This is a genomic window from Stenotrophomonas sp. STK17_22, assembly GCF_051983905.1.
In the GTDB taxonomy this organism is placed as follows: domain Bacteria; phylum Pseudomonadota; class Gammaproteobacteria; order Xanthomonadales; family Xanthomonadaceae; genus Stenotrophomonas; species Stenotrophomonas maltophilia_A.
The window spans coordinates 3782617-3806865 of sequence record NZ_CP197010.1; the positions used below are offsets into that span (position 1 = coordinate 3782617).

Here is a 24249-nt window from a genome sequence, read left to right on the forward strand (position 1 = left end):
TCAGGCCGGACGAATGCCCAGCTGCGGCATCAACTGGAAATCAGGCGTGTCGCCCTCACGTCGTCGCGGCAACGCCTGGATCGCCGCCAGCATTTCCTGCGCGCAGGTGCGGATGCGCGCGTGGTGCTCCGCTGATGCATGACTGATCAGGCTGCCGACATGGAACTCGAACACGTCCTCCAGTACGTCGGGCTGGTCCTCGTGCAGCATCTGCAGCAATCCGCGCAGCTTGCAGATTTCCGATTCCAGCTCCTCGACCGCGAACAACATGGCGTCCTCCTCTTCAACAACAGGCGGCACGTCCGGGCCGCAACAGGCCGCAACGGCAGCGCCGCCCGGGCCACGCGCGATGTTGATCACGGAAAGGAAAACGGGCGACGCGCAATCGCGTGCAACCTACTTCTCGCATATCGGCGGTGAGGCAACCGTTAATTCAGGTGACGACGCGCTTCACGCATTGGCCGAAATCGCGTTGATACGAGGCATTTCCGCTGCAGTGGCCAGTGCGTCGACGAACGCCGGATCCAGTGCAAGTGCACCGAACCAGCCGTGCTGGGTGCCACTGAGCACGCGCAGCATGTGGCCACGCCCCCCGGGCAGGCGCCCCATCGGGCCCAGCAGCACGTCACGCGCCTTCGCCCAGGCGTCGCGGTCGGACTGGAACAGCGGCGTCAGCCAACGACTCCAGCGCTGGTACACCGCAACGTGTGCCCTGCGTTGCGCCTGGTAGGCCTGCAGCGCGACCGTGCTGCCGCCATAGGTGCGCACCGCATCGCGCAGCGCCAGCGCGTCCAACAGCGCCATGTTCACGCCCTGCCCCAGCTGCGGGCTCATCGCATGCGCGGCATCACCGGCCAGCACCATGCGGCCGTGGTGCCAGCGCGTCATCACCGCATCACGGTAGACCGCGCGCGCCAACTGGCCGGCATCACGCAGATGGGCGAAGCGCGCACTGGCCTGCGGCCACAGTGCATGCAGTTCATCCAGCCAGGGCGTCATGCCATCGGCCTGCCAGCGTTCGAAGTCGGCGCGTGGCAGGCTCCAGAAGAAACTCAGGCGCGGCGTGTCATCACCGGGGCGCGTGCCGACCGGCAGCAGTCCGATCATCTTGCGCGCGGCCACGTAACGCTGCCGCAGCTCCTGCACGTGCGGCCAGTCCTCGGCCGGCAGCAGGCACCACAGCGCCCCCCACGGATACACGCGGTCCAGCCCGGCACCGCCGGCGATCGTGCCGCGCAGCGTCGACGCGGCGCCATCGGCGACCACTACCAGGTCGAACGGGCCATGCGTGCGCCCGTCGCTGTCGCGCAGACGGCCGTGTTCGGCATCCACCTCGGTAATGGTGGTACCGGCATGCAGCTGGCCCTCGCCTGCGCGCGCCTCGTCCAACAGCGAGAACAAGGCCCCGCGCTGCATGCCCAGGCCGTGCAGGCGCGCATCCAGTCCCTCGTAGCGCATGTCCATCACCGCGCGCTCGCACGGCGTGTCGCCATACAGGCGGTGCACCGGCGCGGCATGTGCGCGCACGGAATCAAGCAGGCCCATCTGCCACAGTACCTGCAGGCCGCTGGGCTGCAGCAGGAAACCGGCACCCACCGGCCCCGGCGTGGGCACGCGTTCGAAGATCTCCACCTCGTGGCCGTCACGGGTGTGCAGGATGGACACTGCCTGTCCAGCGGTGCCGTAGCCGATCACGGCGATGCGCAGTCGTTCCGTCATGGCTGCATTGTGCCCGAGGCGGCTGGATCGCGAGCGGGTCGCGGGCAATCCGCGCAAAAAAAACCCCGCCGAAGCGGGGTTTTCAACGCACTGTCGAGTGGATCACTCGGCCGGCGTGATGTTCGAAGCCTGGGCACCCTTCGGGCCCTGGGTCACGTCATAGGTGACACGCTGGCCTTCCTGCAGGCTGCGGAAGCCCTTGGAGTTGATGGCGGAGAAGTGCGCGAACACGTCGGCGCTGCCATCCTCCGGCGAGATGAAGCCAAATCCCTTGGCGTCGTTGAACCACTTGACGGTACCGTTCGGCATGGTGATGCGAGACCTTATGCAATGAATGGGTGGTGTACGCTGAACCCGCGCACAAGCTGAGTATGCAAAGCTTGCTCGGGGAAGACAATCACCCCCGTGCCAATTCGCCCACCAGTTCCGGAAGTCCGTTGCCGGCTGCCTGCACGTTGGCCAGCACTTCGGCCATCGTGATCTCCTCGCCATCACCACAGCCGGCAGCCCAGTTGGCGATGATCGCCAGGCAGGCGTAATCCAGCCCCAGCTCGCGTGCCAGCGCGGCTTCCGGCATGCCGGTCATGCCCACCAGATCGCAGCCGTCGCGGCGCATACGGGCGATTTCAGCGATGGTTTCCAGGCGCGGGCCCTGTGTTGCGCCGTAGCAGCCACCGTCATGGACCGTGACGCCGGTCACTTTGGCCGCAGCCAGGATCTTGCTGCGCAGCATTGGTGTGTACGGGTGGCCGAAATCAACATGGACCACGTCGGTGCCTTCTTCCTCACAGATCGTGCTGATGCGGCCCCAGGTGTAGTCGATGATCTGGTCCGGGCAGGCCAGCACGCGCGGACCAAAGTGTTCGGTGATGCCTCCCACCGTGTTCAACGCCAGCACGCGCTGCGCGCCCAGCTGCTGCAGCGCGGCCAGGTTGGCGCGGTAGTTGATCTTGTGCGGCGGCAGCGAATGGCCTTCGCCATGCCGCGCCAGGAACGCCACGCGATGGCCGAGCAGCGTACCAACGCGCACCGGGCCCGACGGACGGCCGAAGCGGGTGTCGACCTCGTGGGTCTGCACGTCGTCAAGCTTGGCCAGGTTATAGACACCGGTACCGCCGATCACGGCCAGGGCGATCTGTTGCATTCGAAGCACTCCATGAAAAGACGAACGCCGGCACCCGAGGATGCCGGCGGCAGAAGAAGACGCGCCGCGGGCGGCTGCGCCGTTATTCCTTCATCGCGTAGATGGCCGGCACGCAGCGCAGGGTTTCGTTGACGTCCATGCCGAAGCCGAACACGTAACGGTCCGGCAGTTCGATGCCGGCGTAGTCGGCAGTCACGTCCGGCAGCGCGCGGTCGTGCTTCTTCACCGTCATCGCGGCGATGCGCACGTCGGTCGCGCCCTGTTCCAGGCACCAGGTGCGCACGCCCTGCAGGGTGTAGCCCTCGTCGAGGATATCGTCGACCAGCAGCACGCGGCGACCGAACAGCGAGGTGGCCGGTTTGTGCTTCCAGACCAGGTCGCCGCCGGTGGTTTCACCGCGGTAACGGGTGGCGTGCAGGTAATCGAACTGCACGTCCTGGCCGCGCGCGCCCAGTTCCAGCGCCAGCTGGCCGGCGAACGGCAGCGCACCGTGCATGATGGACAGGAACAGCGGCACCTCGCCCTTGTAATCGCGCGCGATGGCGTCGGCGATACCAGCGATGGCCTTGTCGATGGTGGGGCGGTCGACCAGCAGGTCAGCCTGGGCCAGGGCCTGGGAAATGGTGAGGTTGGGCATCAGACAGTTCTTCCAAGGGTTTCAAGCAGACGGGTTTGGGTGTCGCCATGGCGGGCATCGGCCAGCAGGCCATCCCAGCCAAGCGCGCCGCGGCCGATCAGGCCCAGCAGCGCAGCGGTATTGAGGGAGCGCCCCTGCACCGCGTGCAGGGCTTCATCGACCAGCTCCGGGTGGCAGACCAGCACCACGTCGCAGCCGGCGTCCAGATGCGCGTGCACGCGCGCCGGCACGCCGCCGGCGCTGTGCGAGGCGGCCATGCCGATGTCGTCGGAGAACACCACGCCACGGAAGCCGAGCTCGCCGCGCAGGATGTCCTGGATCCAGCGCGGCGAGTAACCTGCCGGTTCAGGCGCAATTTGCGGGTAGATCACGTGCGCCATCATCACCGCATCGGCACCGGCGGCGATGCCGGCCTGGAACGGCACCAGGTCCTGCGCGCGCAGCTCGTCCAGCGCGCGCGGATCGATCGCGGTATCGACGTGGGTGTCTTCCAGCACGGTGCCGTGGCCGGGGAAATGCTTGAGCGTGGCGGCCATGCCGACCGAGTGCATGCCACGCACGTAGGCGGCGGTGAACGCGGCCACCACCTGCGGGTCTTCACTGAAGGCGCGGTTGCCGATGGCACGGTTGCCACGGCCAAGATCGACCACCGGCGCGAAGCTCAGGTCCAGGCCGCTGGCGCGTACCTCGCTGGCCATCAGCCAGGCGTGCCGTTCGGCCAATGCCAAGGCCTGCTGCGGGTCGGTGGCATACAGGGCACCAATGTCCTGCAGTGGCGGCAGATCGCTGTAACCCTCGCGGAATCGCTGTACGCGACCGCCTTCCTGGTCCACGCAGATCAGCTGCGGGCGTGGCGCGGCAGCGCGGATCGCCGCGCTCAGATCGGTCACCTGCTGGCGCGAGGCGAAGTTGCGCTTGAACAGCACCACCCCGGCCACGGCATCGTGCTGCAGCCAGTCGCGTTCCTGGGCGGTCAGTTCGGTGCCGGCAACGCCGATCAGCAGCATGGTCGATCTCCACAACGCGCGCCCGCATGGCGCAGTGCCGCATTGTCGCAGAACCGGCCGACAGGCGCAGTGGTCAGAAAAAGGGGACGGAGGGGATTAAGCCGCAATCGGCCCCTACGGGCTGGATACGTCTTAATTCCCTCCGTCCCCTTTTCGGATCCGGTCAGACCTTGCAGCCGTCCGGACCGCAGGCCTCGTCGCCGTCAGCCGGGGCCGCAGGCGCGCCCTGCTCGGCGGCGATCTGGCGCAGGGCGTTGGCGAAGGCCTCGGGGGGCTGCGCCCCGGAAATGGCCCACTTCCCATCGATGACGAAGGTCGGCACCGAAGAAACGCCCAATGCATGAGCCTGCGCCAGCTTGGCTTCGACCTCGGCCAAGCCGCGGTCGGAGGCCAGCATCTGCGTGATTTCACCCGCGTCGAGGCCGCCTGCCGCGCCCGCCTTGATCAGCACCGAGGGGTCCGCCAGGTTCTGACCGTGCTCGAAGTGGGCGCGGAACAGTGCTTCGCCCACCGCATCCTGCACGCCGTGCTCGCCCGCCAGCCACAACACCCGGTGCGCCGGCAGCGTGGTCACCCGCACCTGGCCCTGGCTGAAGTCCATCGGCAGGCCCTCGGCCCGCGCGGTGGTCTGGGTCTGGCCGAGGATCTGTTCGGTACGCTCAACGCCGCCGAACTTGCGCACATAGGCCTCGCGCAGCGGCACCGGGGTGGCGTCAGCATCCGGGTCGAGCTGGAACGGCTGCCAGTGGATATCGAGTTCAGGCGCGTTGGCGCCCAGCAACTGCACGCCCTGCTGGAAACGATGCTTGCCGATCCAGCACCAGGGGCAGACCACGTCGGAGTAGATGTCGATTCTCATCCTTTCCACATGGGGGCCGACACCCTCGATAAAAGGGGACGGAGGGGATTAAGTCGTTTTCCGCACAGATGGGGTAAAGACGACTTAATCCCCTCCGTCCCCTTTTTGGTGGTTTCACCACTCTGAATACGGGTGGCTGGCCAGGGCAACGTTGTAGTAGCGGGCATCATCGGTGACTTCGGCACCCACCCAGTCCGGCAGGTCGATGGTCTGGTCAGCGCTGTCCAGCTCAACCTCAGCCACGACCAGGCCGGCGTTGTCGCCGAGGAACTCGTCCACCTCCCAGGTCAGGCCGGCGTGTTCGACCAGATGGCGGCGCTTGTCGATCAGGCCGCCCACGCACAGCGCCAGCAGTGCGCGCGCATCGTCCACCGGGATCGGGTAGTCGAACTCCTGGCGGGTGTGGCCGATGGTTCGCGACTTCAGGTTCAGCGCGGCGTGGTCGCCTTCGATGCGCACGCGCACCGAAGCGTTCTGGGTGCCGCGATCGAGCGCGCCCATGTCGTTGATGTAGCCCTGCGCCATCGGGATCACCCGGTGCGCGGCGGTGCGCCAGCCATCACTGCTGACGAGGAATTTGCGTTCGATTTCGATGCCCATCGCGCCATTATGCGCGATGGGCATGACAGCCGATCAGCGCTTCTCGAATACCGCGATGCTTTCCACGTGCGCGGTGTGCGGGAACATGTCCATGGCACCGGCACTGACCAGGGTGAAGCCCTGTTCGTTGACCAGATAGCCGGCATCGCGTGCCAGCGAACCCGGGTGGCAGCTGACGTAGACGATGCGCTTGAACTGCTTCAGCGGCAGCTGCTGCAGCACTTCGATCGCGCCCGAGCGCGGCGGATCCAAGAGCAGCTTGTCGAAGCCCTGGCGCATCCACGGCGTGCTGCGCTGGTCCTGGGTGAGGTCGGCGCTGAAGAACTGGGCGTTGGTCAGGCCGTTGCGCTCGGCATTCTCACGGGCCCGCGCGACGAGGCCAGCATCACCTTCCACACCGACCACTTCGCGCACGCGGCGCGCCAGCGGCAGGGTGAAGTTGCCCAGGCCGCAGAACAGGTCCAGCACACGCTCGTCCTCACCCGGCTCCAGCAGGTCCAGGGCGTGGGCGATCATCTTCTCATTGAGCTTGGCGTTGACCTGGATGAAGTCCAACGGACGGAACGCCAGCTCCACGTCCCACGGCGCCAGCCGGAACGACAGCGGCACGCCCTGCCCGTCCAGCGGCTGCACGGTATCCACGCCACCGGACTGCAGGTAGATCACGAAGCCATGCTGCTGGCCGAAGGCGGCCCAGGCCGCACGATCGGCGTCGCTGAGCGGCTGCAGGTGACGCACGGTCAGGACCACGGCCTGGTCGCCGGCAATGAACTCGATCTGCGGGATATCGCGCTTGCCATCGAGCGATTCGATGAAGCTGGAAAGCGCCTCGACCTTGGTGCCGATTTCCGGGATCACGGTCAGGCACTGGCTGAGGTCGGCGACGAAGCGCGGATCCTGTTCACGGAAGCCGACCAGGGTCTTGTCCTTCTTTTCGACCCGGCGCACCGAGAAGCGGCCCTTGCGCCGGTAGCCCCAGCTCTCGCCGACCAGCGGCGCCAGCACGGTGCCCGGCTTCACGTGGCCGATGCGCTCCAGGTTGTCCATCAGCACGCGCTGCTTGGCGACAATCTGCTGGTCTTCGTCCAGGTGCTGCAGCACGCAGCCGGCGCAGGTGCCGAAGTGCGGGCATTTCGGGGTGACGCGCTGCGGCGAGGCCTGCAGCACTTCCACCGTACGCGCTTCGTCGAAATGGCGGCTGCGGGCGGTCTGTTCGGCCATGACCACCTCGCCCGGCAGGGCGCCGCTGACGAAGGTGACCTTGCCGCCCTCGCCTTCACGGCGGGCGACACCGCGACCATCATGGCTGAGGTCGAGGATCTCGGTCTGGAACGGGGTACGGTCGATGCGGGAGCGGGATCGGGCCACGTGGCAACAGGCTGCGGGCAAAAATGGGGGCGTATTGTCGCAGATCCTGACCGGCAGGGTCCGGACCCGCTTGCGCCCGCCGCCGCTGTGCTTGATGATTGCAACAGCTGACATGGAGGCAGCCCTGATGCAGATGACCCCGCGGGCCAGCCGGCCCCGCTTCCTGCTTGTCGAGGACGACATCATCAGCCGCGGTTTTTTCAAGGCGGCGTTGGAAACGTTACCGGCGGACGTGGACACCGCAGACTCATTGGCCAGTGCCCTGGCCAGCGCCGAGCCCGGCGCGCATGACCTGTGGCTGATCGACGTCAACCTGCCTGACGGCAATGGCGCGCAGCTGCTGCGCGAACTGCGCCGTTCACATCCCGACACCCCGGCGTTGGCGCATACCGCCGACGGCGATACCTCGATCCATGCGCGCCTGCGCGAGGCCGGTTTCAGCGACACGCTGGTCAAGCCGCTGGGCCGCGACCAGCTGCTGAAGGCGGTGCGCCGCGCCCTGGTCAACAGCCCGGCCGGGATCGTCATGGCCCAGGCGCCGGCCGCGGTCGAGCTGCAGGTACAGGACTGGGACGAGACTGCGGCACTGGCCGCGCTCAATGGCCAGCGCAACCACCTGATCGCGCTGCGCGAGCTGTTCCTGGCCGAGCTGCCGGGCGTACGCGATGCGGTCGAGCAGGCGGTGGACCAGCATGACGAGCGCCAGCTGCGCAGCCAGTTGCATCGGCTGCAGGCGAGCTGTGGCTTCGTGGGCGCGGCGCGGTTGGGCCGGGCGGTGCGCCAGTTGCATCATGCGCCGGAGTCCGGGCAGGCCCAGGCGGGATTCCGCGACGCGGTCGCTGCCCTGCTGCATTGAGGGTTGTTCGGCAGGGCTGCGCCCTGCACCTACCGAAGCCTTCAAGCCAGGGCAACGTCAAAGGCCAGAGCCAGAGCGGCTCTGGCTTTCTGCTTGTTGGGCGGGGCGGTGTGGGTGGGCAGGACACGCCGTAAACCCGTCCATGGGGGCTCGATGGCGCCATCCATGGCGCCAACGGTCCTGTCCACCCACACCGCCCCACCCCCGTCAGATTTCCGGTGACGGCTGGTAGATCCACGCCATGCGTGGATGAATCTCAATCGGAATCAAATATTTCGAATTGAAATCGAAACGCATCCACGCATGGCGTGGCTCTACTGTGTCGACCAAGGTCGACACCCACCAGAGCAGAGTGCCGTTACGACAGCTCGCGGAAAACTGTCGAAGGCCGGGTGGGTCCGGTTGCGGGGGCGTGAGCCGCATGGATGCGGCGACCGAGCTTACATGGACGTACTTGCAGCGGCCCCCGCAACCGGACCCACCCCGCCTACCCACGGATAGCCAGCTTCTGCCGTTGACGTTGACGTTGACGTTGATTCGGCAGGTGCAGGGCTGCAAGCCCTGCCGAACACCCCTCAACGCCTGGGAGCGAGCTGCTCGAGCATTTCCCAGGACTTCAGTCCTCGTGGCCCCAGGTGATGGGCCAGCACCCGCCGCATCGGCAGGCGCAGGCTGGCCAGGTCGGCGGCATCGGGCTCTTCATCGGCGGCCAGCGCCAGCAGCGCAGAACCCGTCGCGGCCGCCCGGCGTTCCCCACCGCGCTCGCTGAGCAGGCGCTGCGCGCCTTCCTGTGGGTCCAGTTCGTAGCGCGCGGCCGGGTCGATCGGCTGGCCGTCGCTGGCGCTGTCCAGATCGAAACCCAGGCCCAGCGCAGACAGCAGCTCGCGCTCAAACCGGCGCAGGGTCCAGGCCAGGCCGGCGCCCACGGCCAGCCGCGCGCGTGCCTCGCCGTAGGCCAGGTACAACTCCGGCAGCGGGTCCTGGCGCGGGGCCAAGCGCAGGGTCAATTCACTCAGATAGAAGCCGGCCAGCATCGCCTGGCCGACCAGGCGCGGGGCAGCATCCAGTGCCTCGGCACCCCGCAGCTGGGCCAATTCGCCCCGCTGCTGGGCACTGAAGCGGATCCACTGCAGCGGCTGCAGGGCCGCGCGCAGCACCTGTCCCTTGGCGGTGGATACGCCACGCGCGAGCAGGCCGATCCGGCCATGCTGCGCGCTCAGCACTTCGACCAGCAGGCTGGTCTCGCGATAGGCCCGTGCATGCAGCACGAAGCCGGTGTCGTCCTCGATCATCATCGAAGCGACTGCAACGGCTTACTCGTAACCGAAGGCCTTCAGTGCGGCCTCGTCGTCGGACCAGCCTTCACGCACGCGCACCCAGGTCTCCAGGAACACCTTGGCGCCGAACAGGCGCTCCATCTGCAGGCGGGACTTGGCCCCGATCTCCTTCAGGCGGGTACCCCCCTTGCCGATCACGATCGCCTTCTGGCCCTCGCGCTCGACCCAGATCACCGCGCCGATGCGCAGCAGGTTGCCATCTTCGGTGAAGCGCTCGATTTCCACGGTGGTGGCATACGGCAGCTCTTCGCCGAGCTGGCGCATCAGCTGTTCACGCACCAGTTCGCCGGCCAGGAAGCGCTGGCTGCGGTCGGTGATCTCGTCTTCGCCGAACATCGGCGGCGCTTCCGGCAGCAGCGCCAGTACGTCGCGTACCAGTGCTTCCAGGCCGTTGCGCTTCTGCGCCGAGATCGGATGCACCGACGAGAAATCGCGGCCGGCCGTGACTTCCTGCAGGAACGGCAGCAGCGCGCCCTTGTCCTTCAGCCGGTCGATCTTGTTGACCACCAGCACCACCGGGATACCGGCGTCGCGCAGAACATTGAAGGCCAGGCTGTCTTCCTCGTCCCAGCGACCGGCTTCGATCACCAGCAGGCCGGCATCGACGCCTTCCAGCGAGCCACGCGCGGCGCGGTTCATCACCCGGTTCATCGCCCGCTTCTGCACCTTGTGCAGGCCGGGGGTGTCGACCAGCACCAGCTGGCCTTCCGGATAGGTGGCGATGCCCAGCAGGCGATGGCGCGTGGTCTGCGGGCGGTTGGAAACGATGCTGACCTTGGCGCCGACCAGGGCATTGGTCAGGGTCGATTTGCCCACGTTCGGGCGGCCGATGACGGCCACGCTGCCGCAATGATGGGAAGTTTGTTCGCTCACTTGGAATCCAGTTGTTCTAGGACGGCCGCAGCCGCCTGTTGTTCGGCAAGCCGCCGCGAGGCGCCTTCGCCCTCGGTGCTGGCGGCCGGGTCGGCTACGTTGCAGCGTACCCGGAAGTGCTTGGCGTGGTCGTCACCGGATTCTGACACCAGTTCATACTGCGGCAACGCCTTCTGTCGGGCCTGCAGCCATTCCTGCAGGCGGGTCTTGGGGTCCTTCTCGGGCCGACCGGAAGCCGGCAGTGCCTCGATCGAAGCGCTGAACCAGGGCAGTACCACCGCCCGGCAGGCCTCGAAGCCGGCATCCAGGTAGATCGCGGCCACCACGGCTTCCACCGCGTCGGCCAGGATCGAGTCGCGGCGATGACCACCGGACTTCATTTCGCCGGGGCCCAGGGTCAGCCGCTCGCCCAGTTCCAGGGTGCGCCCGATCACCGCCAGCGCGCCTTCACGCACCAGCTCGGCACGGGCACGGGTCATCGCGCCTTCGTCAGCCTTGGGCCAGCGTCGGTACAACGCCTCGGCCGCCATCATGTTGACGATGCTGTCGCCGAGGAACTCCAGGCGCTCGTTGTGCGGCGCACCGGCACTGCGATGCGTCAACGCCTGCTTGAGCAGGGCCGGGTCACTGAAGGCATGACCGATCAGGTCGCCACGTTGGATGAATTTACTGGGCACCGCTTCGTGTCAGGTCCTGGGAAGAATCGAATTTACCAACCACATCGAGGTTGCCGATCAGCTGACGGCGCACTTCGTAGTTGACCTTGAGGGTCCAGCCATTGTCGCGACGGTCGAACTTCACGTTGGCCGGCTTCACGTTGTCCGAATAGTTGATGTACAGGCGCTTGAAGAACAGGTCTTGGATGCGCGCCGGCTCCATGCTGCCCACGCCCGGCTCGTTGGCCAGGCTCTTCATCGCCGAGCGCACCGCGTAGTACTCCTGGTACATCGGGAACAGCTTCATGCCGATGTAGAGGAAGAAGCCAACCACGATCAGGACCGTCAGGAACGAGGTCAGGGTCATGCCACGCTGCGTGTTCATCGTCTTCATTGCGTTCTCCCCAGATACGCGTTGGATGTGAAAATACTCAGTTGGTGCCCGCTCAGTTGATGCTCGAGCCGATCCGCGACGGCTCGAAGCCATCCTTGCAGAACCAGCCCTGGCAGTTCAGCCAGATCAGGAACGCCTTGCCACGCAGGTTCTCTTCCGGCAGCAGGCCCCAGAAACGGCCATCATCGCTGTTGTCGCGGTTGTCGCCCATCACCAGGTACTTGCCGGCCGGCACGGTCCACTGGCCCTGGCCACGCGGATAGTCGGTCTCCAGCACCGTGTGGGTGCGGCCCGGCAGGTGCTCGACCAGCAGGTTGGCGCCCTCGCCCTGGCCCTTGTGGCCGGCGTAGATGCCCTTGTTGTCGTACTTCAGCGGCTCGCCGTTGAGGATCACGCCGTCGCCTTCGAAGACCACGGTGTCGCCCGGCACGCCGATCACGCGCTTGATGAAGTTCTCGCCCTTGGCCGGATCGTTCTCGCCATGGCCGGGGAAGTGGAACACCACCACGTCACCACGCGAGGGCTCGCCCACCGGCACGAACTTGGTGTTGCTGATCGGCAGGCGCAGGCCGTAGGAGAACTTGTTGACCAGGATGAAATCGCCGATCAGCAGGTTCGGCATCATCGAGCTGGACGGGATCTTGTACGGCTCGGCAATGAAGCTGCGCACGATCAGCACGATCGCCAGCACCGGGAAGAACGCACGCGAGTAGTCCACCAGCACCGGCTCGGAATCGAGCAGGCCCGCGCGCTGGGCGCGACGCTTGGCGAGGTACAGCTTGTCCGCAAGCAGGATCAGGCCCGAGGCCAGGGTCAGCACGACCAGGAGGATCTCAAACAGTTTCATTCAGGGTCCTTTGCAACGTCACCAGACGACCGGCCCCGCAGGGCCGGTGCGGGCTTACTTGTTGTCCATCTGCAGCACGGCCAGGAACGCTTCCTGCGGGATCTCCACGCGGCCGACCTGCTTCATGCGCTTCTTGCCTTCCTTCTGCTTTTCCAGAAGCTTCTTCTTGCGCGAAACGTCGCCACCATAGCACTTGGCCAGCACGTTCTTGCGCATGGCCTTGACCGTGGTACGGGCGATGATCTGCGAGCCGACGGCGGCCTGGATGGCCACGTCGAACATCTGGCGCGGGATCAGGTCCTTCATCTTTTCGCACAGCTCGCGGCCGCGACGGTCGGCATGGCTGCGGTGCACGATCAGCGACAGTGCATCGACCTTGTCACCGTTGATCAGTACGTCCACGCGCACGAACGGGCCTGCGTCGAAGCGCACGAAGTGGTAGTCCAGCGAGGCATAGCCACGGCTGACCGACTTCAGCTTGTCGAAGAAGTCCAGCACCACCTCGGCCATCGGCAGCTCGTAGCTGATCTGCACCTGGCTGCCCAGGTAGTTGATGCCGATCTGGCTGCCGCGCTTCTCTTCGCACAGCTTGATGATGTTGCCGATGTACTCCTCGGGGGTGAGCACGTTGGCACGGATGATCGGCTCGCGGATCTCCTCGACCTGGTTCACCGGCGGCAGCTTGGCCGGGTTGTCCATGTTGATGATCGAGCCATCGGTCTTCAGGACTTCATACACCACCGTCGGCGCGGTGCTGATCAGGTCCAGGTTGTATTCGCGCTCCAGGCGCTCCTGCACGATTTCCATGTGCAGCATGCCGAGGAAGCCGCAGCGGAAGCCGAAGCCCATCGCCTCGGAGCTTTCCGGCTCGAAACGCAGCGCGGCATCGTTCAGGCGCAGCTTGTCCAGCGCTTCGCGCAGGTCCGGGTAGTCCTCGGCATCGACCGGGAACAGGCCGGCGAACACGCGCGGCTGCATTTCCTGGAAGCCCGGCAGCGGCTTCGGTGCCGGGTCGCCGGCCAGGGTCAGGGTGTCGCCAACCGGCGCACCGTGCACGTCCTTGATGCTGGCGGTGACCCAACCCACTTCACCTGCACGCAGCGCCGGCAGCACCTTGCGCTTCGGGGTGAACACGCCGACGTTGTCGACCTGGTGGTTGCGGCCGGTGGACATCACCTGCAGCTTGTCACCTGCCTTGATCTCGCCCTGCATCACGCGCACCAGCGAGACCACACCCAGGTAGTTGTCGAACCAGGAGTCGATGATCAGCGCCTGCAGCTTGTCGGTGTCGCGCGGCTTCGGCGGCGGGATGCGATGCACGATCGCTTCCAGCACGTCCTGCACGTTCAGGCCGGTCTTGGCACTGACCGGCACGGCGTCGGAGGCGTCGATGCCGATCACGGCCTCGATCTCGGCCTTGGCACGCTCGATGTCGGCGGTGGGCAGGTCGATCTTGTTGATCACCGGCACCACTTCCAGGCCCTGCTCCACGGCGGTGTAGCAGTTGGCCACCGACTGCGCTTCCACGCCCTGGGCCGCATCGACCACCAGCAGCGCGCCTTCGCAGGCGGCCAGCGAGCGGCTGACTTCATAGGAGAAGTCGACGTGGCCGGGGGTGTCGATGAAGTTCAGATGGTAGGTCTGCCCGTCCTTGGCCAGGTACGGCAGCGACACCGACTGCGCCTTGATCGTGATGCCACGCTCGCGCTCGATCGGGTTGGAGTCGAGCACCTGCGCTTCCATCTCGCGGGCCTGCAGGCCACCACAGAGCTGGATGATGCGGTCGGCCAGCGTGGACTTGCCGTGGTCGACATGGGCGATGATGGAGAAGTTGCGGATGTTCCGCATCGAATCAGAAGACATAGGTGGCGGCGGCGCGCGGCGTCGTCAGGGTAACGGTCGATTATCGCATGCCCGGCGCCCGCCCGCGAAAACGGCCTCATCGGACCGGGACCGGAATGGCCGAAGCCCCGCCAGGGCGGGGCTTCGGGGAAAAGCAGGGGCCGCCGAAGCGGCCCCGGCAGGCCTTACTGGCCAGCCTTGACCGCGACGAACGCGCTGTTGCCGCTGCCGGTGCGCACCAGCAGCATCACCACGTCGCCCTTCTTGTAGCTGGAAAGCGCACGGTTCAGCGCGTCCACGCTGCCGACCTGGGTGCTGGCCACCTGCAGGATCACCATGCCCGGAGACAGGCCCGCATCACGCGCGCCCTGGCCCTTGACCCCGGTGATGCGCACGCCTTCGCCCGATTCCAGGCCCAGCTGCTTGCGCTGCGGTGCGGTCAGGTCACTGACGTCCAACCCCAGCAGGGCATTGGCGCCGGCCTGCGGAGCCGCATCGCTGTCGCCGGTGGCCGGGCCACGCGAACCGGCCTGCCCGTCTTCGGTCAGTGCGGTCAGGGTGGCGCTGAGGTCGCGCGGCTTGCCATCACGGATCACGCCCAGGGTGACCCGGCTGCCCGGTGCCATCGCGCCGATCAGCGGCGGCAGGTCGGACCAGCTGTTGACCGGCGCGCCGTTCACCGAACGGATCACATCACCGATCTTCACCCCGGCCCGGGCTGCAGCCGAGTCCGGCACGATCTGGTTGACCAGGGCGCCGCGGCTGTCCGGCAGGCCCATCGCCTGCGCCTTCAGCCCGTCGATTTCCTGCACCACCGCGCCGAGCTGGCCACGGGTGACCTTGCCGGTCTTCTTGATCTGCTCGACCGCGCTCATCGCCAGGTCGATGGGGATCGCGAAGCTGATGCCCATGTAGCCGCCCGAGGCGGAGAAGATCTGCGAGTTGATGCCGACCACTTCGCCACGGGTGTTCAGCAGCGGGCCACCGGAGTTGCCCTGGTTGATCGCCACGTCGGTCTGGATGAAGGGCACGTAGCGCTGGTCCGGACCACCTGTGCTGCGGCCGAGGGCGCTGACCACGCCGGCAGTGACCGAGTGGTCGAGGCCGAACGGCGAACCGATCGCGACCACCCACTGACCCGGCTTGAGGGAGTTGGAGTCGCCAACGCGCACGGTCGGCAGGTTCTTGCCGTCGATTTTCAGCAGTGCCACGTCGTACTGCTGGTCGCTGCCCACCACTTTCGCGGTGAACTCACGGCGGTCACCCAGCTTGACCTTCACCTCGCTGGCATCGGCCACCACGTGGTAGTTGGTCAGCACATAGCCATCGGGCGAGATGATGAAGCCCGAGCCCATGCCGCGGCCCTTGATGCTGGGGCCACCGTCCGGACCGCCCGGGCCCTGCCCCGGCATCGGGAAATCCGGGCCGAAGAAGCGGCGGAAGAACTCCGGCATGTCATCGTCGCCGCCCATCGGGCCCCGCGAGGCCTGGCGGTTGTTGCGGACGATGGTGGTGTCGACGTTGACCACGCCAGGCCCGACCTGTTCGACCAGATTGGTGAAGTCAGGCAGGCCCGTGACCAGCGGCTGGGCCGGGGCCCGCGGCGCGGCGGCCGGCGCGGCCTGGGTCTGGGCGGCCGGTGCAGGGGCCTGTGCGCAGGCCACCAACGGCAGGGTCAGGGCCAGCAGGCCCATGGCCTGCGTGCGGAGTCGGGGAGTCATCGGACGGCAACCTCCGGATCGGATGGAAAGAGGAATACGGGCCCCGCCGACGGCGGGGCGTGAAAGCGCCCGGCTCAGTCGCGCGGGCGCGGCGGCACCGGCAGGTCGTCCTGCAGGCGCGGCTCGAACGGGTAGAACGCGGCGCCACCGGCGTGGGCCGGGAAGCTCGCATTGAGCGCGCCGCCGGCAGCGGGCGCTAGGCTGGAGCGCGGCCACGGTCGCGCCTGCAGGCCACCAACCTCACCGAACGGCATGTTGCGGCTGGCATTGGCCGGCACGGTCGGGGTCAGCGGCGCCTGTGCGGCGGCCACGGCGCGTTGCGGCATGTCCTCGCGCTGGGCGGCACGCGCGGCCTGCTGGCTGCGGGTAGCGCTGGCGCGACGGGTGTCCTGGCGTCGGCTGGCCGCGGCCATGGCCACTGCCGGTACACCGGCCACGGCCATTGCGGCGGTATCCACCGAGGCTTCGGTTACCGGAGCCGGCGTCGTCGGCGCCGGTGCGGGCGCAAGTTCGGCCTGGCTGGCGATCACCTGCGGTGCCAGCGGCTCGCCCGGGGTGGCCTCTTTCAGCTTCTCGCCGCCCATGAACAGCGCCACCGCCGCCACCGAGGCGGCCAGTGCGGCGCCACCGCCCCAGGCCCGCCAACCGCTGCGGCGCACCTCGCGGCGCGGCTCGGCCTGCGGCGCCGGTTCGGCAGCGATGGCGGCGGCCACGGCCGCGCTGAAGCCGGCCGGCGCCAGCGCCGAGGCCTGCCCGCGCATCACGTCACCCAGCAGCTGCCAGCGTTCCTGGCAGCCGGCCAGCTCGGGGTCGTGCTCCATCCGGCGCAGCAGGAAGCGCGCTTCGTCGGCGCCCAGCTCGCCATCGACCAGGGCCGACAGCTGTTCGCGATGGCGCTGGTCCAGGCGCTGCCCGGCGGGCGATTGGTGGTTCTGCGATTCGTTGAACGGATTACTGGTCATACGCGGCTCTTCTCACGGGTGGCGCTGCCGATGTCCAACAGCGGCCGGAGTTCGGTGTCGATCGCCTCGCGCGCCCGGAAGATCCGTGAACGCACGGTGCCGATCGGGCACCCCATTTTCTGCGCGATATCTTCGTAACTCAGGCCTTCCACCTCGCGCAGGGTGATCGCCAACCGGAGTTCTTCCGGCAGCGCGTTGACGGCCTTCATCACCGTCTGTTCCAGTTCCTGGCGCATCAACTCGCGTTCGGGCGTATCGGTGTCGCGCAGGCGCGTCCCGCTGTCGAACTGTTCGGCGTCACCGATGTCGATGTCATCGGTCGGCGGCCGGCGATTGTGTGAAGCCAGGTAGTTTTTGGCGGTATTCACGGCGATTCGATGCAACCAGGTTGAGAACTGGGCATCGCCGCGGAAACTTCCGATCGCGCGGTACGCACGGATGAAAGTGTCCTGGGCGACGTCCTGACATTCGCTCCAGTCGGCGATGTAGCGACCGACCAGGGCCACCACGCGATGCTGGTACTTGCGCACCAGGACATCGAACGCGGCGCTCTCGCCGTGCTGCACGCGCCGGACCAGTTCCAGATCCAGCTCCTGAGGTGTATCAACATCGGCCATGAGGGGCCGCACTCCTGTCAGCCCAACCGACGTCGGGCAATGAGACTGCCAATCCCGGGAAAAGTTCAGTCGCCGATCACCTGGCGCCGCACCAGCTTTTAACCACCGTTCCGTTAGCGTCCCGGTCCACGGCCATGGATCCGGGGTCGCCACTCCCCTGCTATTGGGATTTGACGCGGGGGAAACAACCTCTGGATCATAGCCGCTTCTCCATACACAACCGGATGGAACGTCCATGCTCTCAGGCTTCGATGGTCTCCGCTTCAGCCACTGGCACCCCGAGATCCGCGACGACGGCGTGGTGGTTCTCTCCCTGGATCGTCAGGACAGCAGCGTCAACGCCATGTCGCAGCACGTGCTGCTGGAACTGGGCGACCTGCTCGAGCGCATTGCACTGGACCCGCCCAAGGGCGTGGTGATCCAGTCGCTGAAGAAGGCCGGCTTCATTGCCGGTGCCGACCTGAAGGAGTTCCAGGAGTTCGACCGCCGCGGCACCGTCAACGACGCCATCCGTCGCGGCCAGGCCACCTACCAGAAGCTGGCTGAACTGCCCTGCCCGACCGTGGCAGCCATCCACGGCCACTGCCTGGGCGGCGGTACCGAGCTGGCGCTGGCCTGCCGCTACCGCGTGGCCTCCAATGACAGCAGCACCCGCATCGGCCTGCCGGAGACCCAGCTGGGCATCTTCCCGGGCTGGGGTGGCAGCGCGCGCCTGCCTCAGCTGGTCGGCGCACCGGCGGCGATGGACATGATGCTGACCGGCCGCACCCTGTCGGCCTCGGCCGCGCGCGGCATCGGCCTGGTCGACAAGGTGGTGGCACCGGCAGTGGTGCTCGACACCGCCGTCGCGCTGGCGCTGTCCGGCACCACCCGTCCGTTCAAGCAGCGCGCGACGGCCTGGGCCACCAACACCTGGCTGGCCCGCACCCTGCTGGCACCGCAGATGGTCAAGCAGGTCGCGCGCAAGGCCAAGAAGGACCAGTACCCGGCGCCCTACGCGCTGATCAGCACCTGGCAGCGCAGCGGCGGCAAGCCGATCCAGGCGCGCCTGGATGCCGAGCGGCGTGCCGTGGTGAAGCTGGCCAGCACGCCGACCGCGCGCAACCTGATCCGCATTTTCTTCCTGACCGAGCGCCTGAAGGGCCTCGGCGGTGGTGACTCCGGCATCCGCCACGTGCACGTGGTCGGCGCCGGCGTGATGGGCGGTGATATCGCTGCGTGGGCCGCCTACAAGGGCTTCGAGGTGACCCTGCAGGACCGCGAGCAGCGCTTCATCGACCCGGCCATGGAGCGCGCGCAGGCCCTGTTCGCCAAGAAGGTACGCGACGAGAGCAAGCGTCCCGCGGTGGCCGCGCGCCTGCGTGCCGACCTGGAAGGCAGCGGCGTGGCCGAGGCCGACCTGGTGATCGAGGCGATCATCGAGAACCCGGAAGCCAAGCGCGCGCTGTACCAGACGCTGGAACCGAAGATGAAGCTGGATGCGCTGCTGACCACCAACACCTCGTCGATTCCGCTGGTGGAGCTGCGCGACCACATCCAGCGCCCGGCACAGTTCGCTGGCCTGCACTACTTCAACCCGGTCGCGCAGATGCCGCTGGTGGAAATCATCCATCACGACGGCATGGCGCCTGAGACCGAACGTCGCCTGGCCGCGTTCTGCAAGGCACTGGGCAAGTTCCCGGTGCCGGTGGCCGGCAGCCCGGGCTTCCTGGTCAACCGCGTGCTGTTCCCGTACATGCTGGAAGCCGCCACTGCCTACGCCGAAGGCATCCCGGGCCCGGTGATCGACAGGGCGGCGGTGAAGTTCGGCATGCCGATGGGCCCGATCGAACTGATCGATACCGTGGGCCTGGACGTAGCCGCCGGTGTCGGCCGCGAACTGGCACCGTTCCTGGGCCTGCAGATTCCGGCCGCGCTGCAGACGGTGGAACCGGACAAGCGCGGCAAGAAGGATGGCCAGGGCATCTACACCTGGGAGAACGGCAAGCCGAAGAAGCCGGACGTGGCCAGCGATTACCAGGCCCCGGCCGATCTGGAGGACCGCCTGATCCTGCCGCTGTTGAACGAGGCAGTGGCCTGCCTGCACGAAGGCGTGGTGGCGGATGCGGACCTGCTGGATGCCGGCGTGATCTTCGGTACCGGCTTCGCACCGTTCCGTGGCGGCCCGATCCAGCACATCCGCGCGGTGGGTGCCGACGCGATCGTCGAGCGGCTGAAGGCGCTGCAGCAGCGCCATGGTGACCGTTTCGCACCGCGCCCGGGCTGGGACAATCCCGCCCTGCGCGAACCGGTGGTGTGAGTTGATCGGCCGGGCCTGCGGCCCGGCACCCGCAGAGGCAACCGCCGAAGCAAAAGCCAGAGCCAGAGCCAGAGCCGGAGCAACAGCCGGCTCTGGCTTTTCTGTTTGTTGGGCGAGGCGGTGTCGGGTTGCGGGGACGCCGTAAACCCGTCCTTGAAGTGACCCCCGAGACTTGGACGGGGTCAGGCGGCCGATTGGGCCTGCTCCCGGTACTTTACCGGGCTCAGACCTTTCAGTTTCAGTTTGATGCGTTCTTCGTTGTAGTACTGGATGTATTCCACCAGCCCAGCCTCCAGACTCTCGAGGCTGTCAAAGCTGTTCAGGTAGAAGAATTCCGACTTCAGCGTTCCAAAGAAGCTCTCCATCGCCGCATTGTCCAGGCAGTTGCCGCGCCGGGACATGCTTTGCTTCAACGAGTGCTTTTCCAGCATGTGCCGGTAGTTTTCATGCTGGTACTGCCAGCCCTGGTCGGAGTGGATCATGGGGCGCTCATCCGGGGAAAGCTTCTTGATGGCCTCCTCCAGCATTTGACCCACCAGATCAAATACGGGCCGACGCTTGATCTGATAAGCCACGATTTCGCCGTTGTAGAGGTCCATGATCGGCGACAGGTATAGCTTCATGCCCTGCACCTTGAACTCGGTCACGTCAGTCACCCACTTCTGGTTGGGCCGCTCTGCATGGAACTGGCGATTGAGGTCATTGCCAACCACAACATTGGCCGCCCCCTTGAAGGCCTGGTAGCGCTTCACACGCACCCGCGATTTCAGCCCCATCTCCCCCATCAGGCGCTGAACCCGCTTGTGATTGGTCCGATGACCCTGATTGGCTAATTCCAGCGTCACCGTGCGATAGCCATAGCGCCCTTGGCTTTGATCGTAGATTGCACGGATGCGCTCGCACAGGGCTGCCTCATCCTGATCCGGATGGGCCAGGACATGGTTCTGGTAATAGAACGTACTGCGTGACAGCTCAGCTGCTTCGAGCAGAAGCGACAGCGTATGAACCTGCCTCAATCCTTGGACGGCTTGCGCTTTGCGTCCTGCGCCGCCTGCTCTTCCCGGATCAAGGCATCGAGTTTTTTTAGGTAGTCGGTCTCCGCACGCAGATAGGCGACTTCCTTGAGCAGCTCATCGCGGCTCATATCTTCAGGCGGCTTGGACGAACGGGTCTTCTTCATCGGCTTTCGGGGCGGCGGCGGAGGGGGTGCCAACGCTTGGGCACCGCCTTGAGCATACAGGCGCCGCCATCGCCCCACCGCGCCGGCATCGCCAATTTGAAAGTAGGTGGTGGCCTCGCGCCCGGACAGGCCGTCCTGGCTCATCTTCTCCAGGACAGCCAGCTTGAACGGGAGGTCATAGGACCGGGCCTGGCGATGAAATCCCCGCCAACCATGCAGCCGATAGGTCGCCACCCAGCGCCTGACCGTGGAGAACTCCAGGCCGTGGCGACGGGCAACGGCTTTGACCGATGTGGAGGTCTTGCAGGCCTCTTTGGCGACCTGCAGTTTGAAACGCGCGTCGTATTTGTTCATGTATCCCTCGGGGTTGGATCTAGCGTCCAACTCCCGGGGGTCACTTCACCTTGGGGGCTTGGCCGCGGCATCCATGCCGCGGACACCCCGCAACCCGACACCGCCCCACCCCTGACAGTTTCCCGGTGACGGTCGGTGAACCGCGAATCTGGTTGATGGCTACTGCGAACTGGTGGGTGGCTACCTTGGTTGCCACCAGGAGCGAAGCGACCGGCGTTTGATTTTGACTTTGATTTTCTTTTTTCTTCTCCGTGGCTGGACGCACACGGAAACTGTCAGAGGCCGGGCGGGTGGGTGGCGCAGGGGCGTGAGCCGCATGGATGCGGCGATCGAGCTTACATGGACGTACTTGCAGCGTCCCCTGCGCCACCCACCCGCCCGGCCAAGCGCAGCTTTTGATCTTGCTTCTGCCTTCAGCGACCAACCCACAGCCACGAGGGGCTGCGCCGTTGGCTGGAACCCCAGTCGAGCAAGCTCCACTCTACGGAACAACCTGTTACCCATACGGGGCATGTCCCCGTCACAGCCGCATGCGATGCTGATCACCTGATCCCTGCCAGCGAGAACGCCCGCATGACCACCATCATCGCCCCGCGCGTGCACGACATCGGCGGACTCGAAGTCCGTCGCGCCGTCCCCACCCTGCAGGCGCGCAGCATCGGCTCGTTCGTGTTCGTCGATCAGATGGGCCCGGCACTCATGCACCCCGGCACCGCCATCGACGTGCGCCCGCATCCGCATATCGGCCTGGCCACCGTCACCTATCTGTGGTCGGGCGCGATCGGCCACCGCGACACGCTGGGTTCGGATCAGGTGATCCGCCCCGGTGACGTCAACTGGATGACCGCCGGCCGCGGCATCGCCCATTCCGAGCGCACGCCGCAGCCGGACCGCGACCATGACAACCCCATCCACGGCATGCAGACCTGGGTGGCGCTGCCGAAATCGCATGAGGAAATCGAGCCGGCGTTCTACCACCATGCCGCCGCCACCCTGCCCGAGCAGCGCCGCAATGGCGCATGGCTGCGCGTCATTGCCGGCCGCGCCTACGGCGAAGAATCGCCGGTGAAGGTGTTCGCCGATACGCTCAACGTGGCGATCGACCTCGACCCGGATGCGGAAATCGATATCGACAACGGCCACCGCGAGCGCGCGCTGTACATCCTCGAAGGCGACGCGCAGCTGGATGGCGTGGACATCCCTGCCCAGCACCTGGTGATCCCCGAGGCTGGTGCGCGTGGCCGCCTGCGCGCGAAGACGCCGGTGAAGGCGATGTTGTTCGGTGGCGAGCCGCTGGATGGCCCGCGTCACCTGTGGTGGAACTTCGTGTCCAGCTCGAAGGAACGCATCGAGCAGGCCAAGCACGATTGGGAGGCCGGCCGCTTCGGCACCATTCCGGGCGACGACAAGGAATTCATCCCGCTGCCGCAGTACTGAACATCGCGTGTTGCACACATCCGAAGGTGTATGCCTGCACCCGGCGTTGACGCTACAGTCACCCGCTGATCATTGAAATGTGACATAAATCACACTTTCGACCGTCAAAGGAGTGCAACACATGAGCATGGGTAAACGCTTGTCCGCCGAATTCCTCGGCACGTTCTGGCTGGTTCTGGGTGGCTGTGGCAGTGCGGTGCTGGCCGCCAAGTTCGGGGGTGACGGCAATCCGCTGGGTATCGGTTTCCTCGGCGTTGCGCTGGCCTTCGGCCTGACCGTGGTGACCGGCGCCTATGCGTTCGGCCATATCTCCGGCGCGCACTTCAATCCGGCGGTCAGTGTCGGCCTGTGGGCCGGCGCTCGTTTCCCGACCAAGGACCTGATCCCGTACATCATCGCCCAGGTCGCCGGCGGCCTGCTGGCCGGCTTCATCCTGCTGCAGATCGCATCGGGCGCCAGCGGCTTCGCCATTGATGGCAGCCAGGCCGGTGCATTCGCCAGCAACGGCTACGGCGCGCTGTCCCCCGGCGGCTACAGCGTGGCCGCGGCCTTCCTGTGCGAAGTCGTGCTGACCGCCGTGTTCCTGATCGTGATCATGGGCGCCACCCACGGCAAGGCACCGGCCGGGTTCGCCCCGCTGGCGATCGGCCTGTCGCTGACCCTGATCCACCTGATCAGCATCCCGGTCACCAACACCTCGGTGAACCCGGCCCGTTCCACGGCGGTGGCCTTCTTCGCCGGCAGCGGCGCGGTCAGCCAGCTGTGGCTGTTCTGGGTCGCCCCGCTGCTGGGCGGCGCGATCGGCGGCATCATCTACAAGTGGATCGGCAACGACCGCTGAGGCCTGTGCGGACCATTGCGGCCGACCACCGGCCGCAATGGTTACGCGTGTAACCGCGATTTGTGCGATCGCTCACGTTCCGTTAAGGTTGAGTTGACCGTCCGTGCACATGCCGGCCGGGGCGGCATCCGGGGATGGGATGCCAAGGCTGCCGGTCCATCCGGCGGAGCCAACGACACACCACCTTGGGGGATGCATGAAGTTCGCGCCTGTAGTGTTGTCGAGCCTGCTGTTCGCGGTGGCCCAGGCCGCCGCTGCACAGGCTCCCACCGAATGTCCTTCATTGCCGGCCAGCAGCGGCCTGCAGTGGCAACAGCAGGCACAGGCCGATTTCCTGGTCTGCCGCGCCAGCACCGGCGATGGCCGCGAGGTCCTGAGCCTGATGCTCAGTGCGCGCGATCCCAACCTTCCATTGAACCGCTCGCTGCGCCAGGAAAAGGGCAGCTTCGGCGGTGAATCGCTGTACTGGTACCAGCCCGATCTGGGTGGCCAGCAGCCGCCCGGCTATGCCGAGCGTCGCATCAGTGTGGTCAAGCTCGACAAAGGGCGTTACGCGCAGATTTCGCTGTATCCGGACAGCGCGCAGGAACTGGGCTCGCTGCAGCAGCTGGCGCAGGGCATGAGCCTGACCCCGTCGGCCGTGGCCGCGGGGCGCTGAAGGTGACGGGGATGACTGCCTGGCAGCATCCCCGCAATGCG

Annotated in this window: 24 protein-coding genes; 5 read left to right on the plus strand and 19 right to left on the minus strand. The window is 66.5% G+C overall.

The window, feature by feature from the left end; all coding sequences use genetic code 11:
- The 9 genes from ACSYS9_RS17735 to rlmD all read right to left on the minus strand — a co-directional run bounded on the left by ACSYS9_RS17735 (position 1) and on the right by rlmD (position 7334).
- Positions 1-270 carry a hypothetical protein gene (locus ACSYS9_RS17735; protein WP_032129345.1) on the minus strand — a complete coding sequence of 90 codons (270 nt, stop codon included), beginning with the start codon at positions 268-270 and terminating at the stop codon, positions 1-3.
- 180 nt (positions 271-450) lie between these two features.
- Positions 451-1719 (minus strand): FAD-dependent oxidoreductase, encoded by a 1269-nt coding sequence (locus ACSYS9_RS17740; RefSeq protein WP_071229418.1) that lies wholly within the window; start codon positions 1717-1719, stop codon positions 451-453.
- 102 nt (positions 1720-1821) lie between these two features.
- The gene (locus tag ACSYS9_RS17745; RefSeq protein ID WP_005410590.1) at positions 1822-2028 is read right to left on the minus strand and encodes a cold-shock protein; all 207 of its coding nucleotides are present in this window, start codon (positions 2026-2028) and stop codon (positions 1822-1824) included.
- An 88-nt stretch (positions 2029-2116) separates the two neighbouring features.
- Positions 2117-2863: an S-methyl-5'-thioinosine phosphorylase gene (locus tag ACSYS9_RS17750; protein ID WP_010482830.1), complete on the minus strand. Its 747-nt coding sequence runs from the start codon at positions 2861-2863 to the stop codon at positions 2117-2119.
- 82 nt (positions 2864-2945) lie between these two features.
- Positions 2946-3500 carry a hypoxanthine-guanine phosphoribosyltransferase gene (locus ACSYS9_RS17755; protein WP_005410592.1) on the minus strand — a complete coding sequence of 185 codons (555 nt, stop codon included), beginning with the start codon at positions 3498-3500 and terminating at the stop codon, positions 2946-2948.
- Positions 3500-4507 carry a beta-N-acetylhexosaminidase gene (gene nagZ, locus ACSYS9_RS17760; RefSeq protein ID WP_005414204.1) on the minus strand — a complete coding sequence of 336 codons (1008 nt, stop codon included), beginning with the start codon at positions 4505-4507 and terminating at the stop codon, positions 3500-3502. Before nagZ ends, ACSYS9_RS17755 begins: the two co-directional genes overlap by 1 nt.
- A 163-nt stretch (positions 4508-4670) precedes the next feature.
- Positions 4671-5366, minus strand: a complete 696-nt coding sequence (locus ACSYS9_RS17765; protein WP_049398295.1) for a DsbA family oxidoreductase — start codon at positions 5364-5366, stop codon at positions 4671-4673.
- A gap of 114 nt (positions 5367-5480) precedes the next feature.
- Positions 5481-5966 (minus strand): CYTH domain-containing protein, encoded by a 486-nt coding sequence (locus ACSYS9_RS17770; protein WP_071229427.1) that lies wholly within the window; start codon positions 5964-5966, stop codon positions 5481-5483.
- Positions 5967-5999: 33 nt separating this feature from the next.
- A complete protein-coding gene (gene rlmD, locus ACSYS9_RS17775; RefSeq protein ID WP_071229417.1) occupies positions 6000-7334 on the minus strand; it encodes a 23S rRNA (uracil(1939)-C(5))-methyltransferase RlmD in 1335 nt (444 codons plus the stop codon).
- A 127-nt stretch (positions 7335-7461) separates the two neighbouring features.
- On the opposite strand from rlmD, the gene ACSYS9_RS17780 reads away from it, so the two are divergent.
- Complete coding sequence (locus ACSYS9_RS17780) at positions 7462-8190, plus strand: response regulator (protein WP_032129364.1); 729 nt, start codon at positions 7462-7464, stop codon at positions 8188-8190.
- A 575-nt stretch (positions 8191-8765) separates the two neighbouring features.
- Here the strand turns inward: ACSYS9_RS17780 and recO are convergent.
- From recO to rpoE, 9 genes are all read right to left on the minus strand, one after another.
- Positions 8766-9485 (minus strand): DNA repair protein RecO, encoded by a 720-nt coding sequence (gene recO, locus ACSYS9_RS17785; protein WP_032129846.1) that lies wholly within the window; start codon positions 9483-9485, stop codon positions 8766-8768.
- Positions 9486-9503: 18 nt separating this feature from the next.
- Positions 9504-10400 (minus strand): GTPase Era, encoded by an 897-nt coding sequence (gene era / locus ACSYS9_RS17790; RefSeq protein ID WP_010482823.1) that lies wholly within the window; start codon positions 10398-10400, stop codon positions 9504-9506.
- Positions 10397-11077, minus strand: coding sequence for a ribonuclease III (rnc, locus tag ACSYS9_RS17795; protein ID WP_032129847.1), 681 nt, complete (start codon positions 11075-11077; stop codon positions 10397-10399). Before rnc ends, era begins: the two co-directional genes overlap by 4 nt.
- Positions 11067-11450: a DUF4845 domain-containing protein gene (locus tag ACSYS9_RS17800; RefSeq protein ID WP_010482821.1), complete on the minus strand. Its 384-nt coding sequence runs from the start codon at positions 11448-11450 to the stop codon at positions 11067-11069. Before ACSYS9_RS17800 ends, rnc begins: the two co-directional genes overlap by 11 nt.
- A 52-nt stretch (positions 11451-11502) precedes the next feature.
- A complete protein-coding gene (lepB, locus tag ACSYS9_RS17805; protein WP_032129848.1) occupies positions 11503-12297 on the minus strand; it encodes a signal peptidase I in 795 nt (264 codons plus the stop codon).
- Positions 12298-12351: 54 nt separating this feature from the next.
- Positions 12352-14145: a translation elongation factor 4 gene (lepA, locus tag ACSYS9_RS17810; RefSeq protein WP_032129849.1), complete on the minus strand. Its 1794-nt coding sequence runs from the start codon at positions 14143-14145 to the stop codon at positions 12352-12354.
- Between the two features lie 179 nt (positions 14146-14324).
- Entirely contained in the window at positions 14325-15860 is a 1536-nt protein-coding gene (locus ACSYS9_RS17815; RefSeq protein WP_032129850.1) for a DegQ family serine endoprotease, read from the minus strand.
- A 74-nt stretch (positions 15861-15934) separates the two neighbouring features.
- Positions 15935-16822, minus strand: a complete 888-nt coding sequence (locus ACSYS9_RS17820) for a sigma-E factor negative regulatory protein (RefSeq protein ID WP_049421254.1) — start codon at positions 16820-16822, stop codon at positions 15935-15937.
- Entirely contained in the window at positions 16819-17439 is a 621-nt protein-coding gene (gene rpoE / locus ACSYS9_RS17825) for an RNA polymerase sigma factor RpoE (RefSeq protein ID WP_010482816.1), read from the minus strand. The genes ACSYS9_RS17820 and rpoE overlap by 4 nt, the downstream gene beginning before the upstream one ends.
- A 235-nt stretch (positions 17440-17674) precedes the next feature.
- Between rpoE and ACSYS9_RS17830 the strand changes: the two genes are divergently transcribed.
- On the plus strand, positions 17675-19738 hold the full coding sequence (locus ACSYS9_RS17830) for a 3-hydroxyacyl-CoA dehydrogenase NAD-binding domain-containing protein (RefSeq protein ID WP_071229416.1): 2064 nt from the start codon (positions 17675-17677) through the stop codon (positions 19736-19738).
- Between the two features lie 182 nt (positions 19739-19920).
- Here ACSYS9_RS17830 and ACSYS9_RS17835 read toward each other — a convergent pair.
- Positions 19921-21272, minus strand: a protein-coding gene (locus tag ACSYS9_RS17835) for an IS3-like element ISStma2 family transposase (RefSeq protein WP_189719851.1) whose coding sequence is annotated in 2 segments (ribosomal slippage) — positions 19921-20825 and positions 20825-21272 — 1353 coding nt in all. Because the reading frame shifts where the segments join, the coding sequence is not laid out codon by codon here.
- Between the two features lie 573 nt (positions 21273-21845).
- On the opposite strand from ACSYS9_RS17835, the gene ACSYS9_RS17840 reads away from it, so the two are divergent.
- The 3 genes from ACSYS9_RS17840 (at position 21846) to ACSYS9_RS17850 (ending at position 24208) form a co-directional block, all read left to right on the plus strand.
- Positions 21846-22709, plus strand: coding sequence for a pirin family protein (locus tag ACSYS9_RS17840; protein WP_032129853.1), 864 nt, complete (start codon positions 21846-21848; stop codon positions 22707-22709).
- Positions 22710-22830: 121 nt separating this feature from the next.
- Entirely contained in the window at positions 22831-23550 is a 720-nt protein-coding gene (gene aqpZ, locus ACSYS9_RS17845) for an aquaporin Z (RefSeq protein ID WP_071229555.1), read from the plus strand.
- Between the two features lie 196 nt (positions 23551-23746).
- Complete coding sequence (locus tag ACSYS9_RS17850) at positions 23747-24208, plus strand: hypothetical protein (protein ID WP_071229554.1); 462 nt, start codon at positions 23747-23749, stop codon at positions 24206-24208.
- The last annotated feature ends 41 nt before the right edge of the window (positions 24209-24249 follow it).

What these genes read in the sequence shown, in the direction of transcription:
- ACSYS9_RS17735 (WP_032129345.1), bottom strand. Translation starts at nt 270, where the DNA reads ATGTTGTTCGCGGTCGAGGAGCTGGAATCGGAAATCTGCAAGCTGCGC.
- ACSYS9_RS17740 (WP_071229418.1), bottom strand. Translation starts at nt 1,719, where the DNA reads ATGACGGAACGACTGCGCATCGCCGTGATCGGCTACGGCACCGCTGGA.
- ACSYS9_RS17745 (WP_005410590.1), bottom strand. Translation starts at nt 2,028, where the DNA reads ATGCCGAACGGTACCGTCAAGTGGTTCAACGACGCCAAGGGATTTGGC.
- ACSYS9_RS17750 (WP_010482830.1), bottom strand. Translation starts at nt 2,863, where the DNA reads ATGCAACAGATCGCCCTGGCCGTGATCGGCGGTACCGGTGTCTATAAC.
- ACSYS9_RS17755 (WP_005410592.1), bottom strand. Translation starts at nt 3,500, where the DNA reads ATGCCCAACCTCACCATTTCCCAGGCCCTGGCCCAGGCTGACCTGCTG.
- nagZ (WP_005414204.1), bottom strand. Translation starts at nt 4,507, where the DNA reads ATGCTGCTGATCGGCGTTGCCGGCACCGAACTGACCGCCCAGGAACGC.
- ACSYS9_RS17765 (WP_049398295.1), bottom strand. Translation starts at nt 5,366, where the DNA reads ATGAGAATCGACATCTACTCCGACGTGGTCTGCCCCTGGTGCTGGATC.
- ACSYS9_RS17770 (WP_071229427.1), bottom strand. Translation starts at nt 5,966, where the DNA reads ATGGGCATCGAAATCGAACGCAAATTCCTCGTCAGCAGTGATGGCTGG.
- ACSYS9_RS17780 (WP_032129364.1), top strand. Translation starts at nt 7,462, where the DNA reads ATGCAGATGACCCCGCGGGCCAGCCGGCCCCGCTTCCTGCTTGTCGAG.
- recO (WP_032129846.1), bottom strand. Translation starts at nt 9,485, where the DNA reads ATGATGATCGAGGACGACACCGGCTTCGTGCTGCATGCACGGGCCTAT.
- ACSYS9_RS17800 (WP_010482821.1), bottom strand. Translation starts at nt 11,450, where the DNA reads ATGAAGACGATGAACACGCAGCGTGGCATGACCCTGACCTCGTTCCTG.
- lepB (WP_032129848.1), bottom strand. Translation starts at nt 12,297, where the DNA reads ATGAAACTGTTTGAGATCCTCCTGGTCGTGCTGACCCTGGCCTCGGGC.
- lepA (WP_032129849.1), bottom strand. Translation starts at nt 14,145, where the DNA reads ATGCGGAACATCCGCAACTTCTCCATCATCGCCCATGTCGACCACGGC.
- ACSYS9_RS17815 (WP_032129850.1), bottom strand. Translation starts at nt 15,860, where the DNA reads ATGACTCCCCGACTCCGCACGCAGGCCATGGGCCTGCTGGCCCTGACC.
- ACSYS9_RS17820 (WP_049421254.1), bottom strand. Translation starts at nt 16,822, where the DNA reads ATGACCAGTAATCCGTTCAACGAATCGCAGAACCACCAATCGCCCGCC.
- rpoE (WP_010482816.1), bottom strand. Translation starts at nt 17,439, where the DNA reads ATGGCCGATGTTGATACACCTCAGGAGCTGGATCTGGAACTGGTCCGG.
- ACSYS9_RS17830 (WP_071229416.1), top strand. Translation starts at nt 17,675, where the DNA reads ATGCTCTCAGGCTTCGATGGTCTCCGCTTCAGCCACTGGCACCCCGAG.
- ACSYS9_RS17840 (WP_032129853.1), top strand. Translation starts at nt 21,846, where the DNA reads ATGACCACCATCATCGCCCCGCGCGTGCACGACATCGGCGGACTCGAA.
- aqpZ (WP_071229555.1), top strand. Translation starts at nt 22,831, where the DNA reads ATGAGCATGGGTAAACGCTTGTCCGCCGAATTCCTCGGCACGTTCTGG.
- ACSYS9_RS17850 (WP_071229554.1), top strand. Translation starts at nt 23,747, where the DNA reads ATGAAGTTCGCGCCTGTAGTGTTGTCGAGCCTGCTGTTCGCGGTGGCC.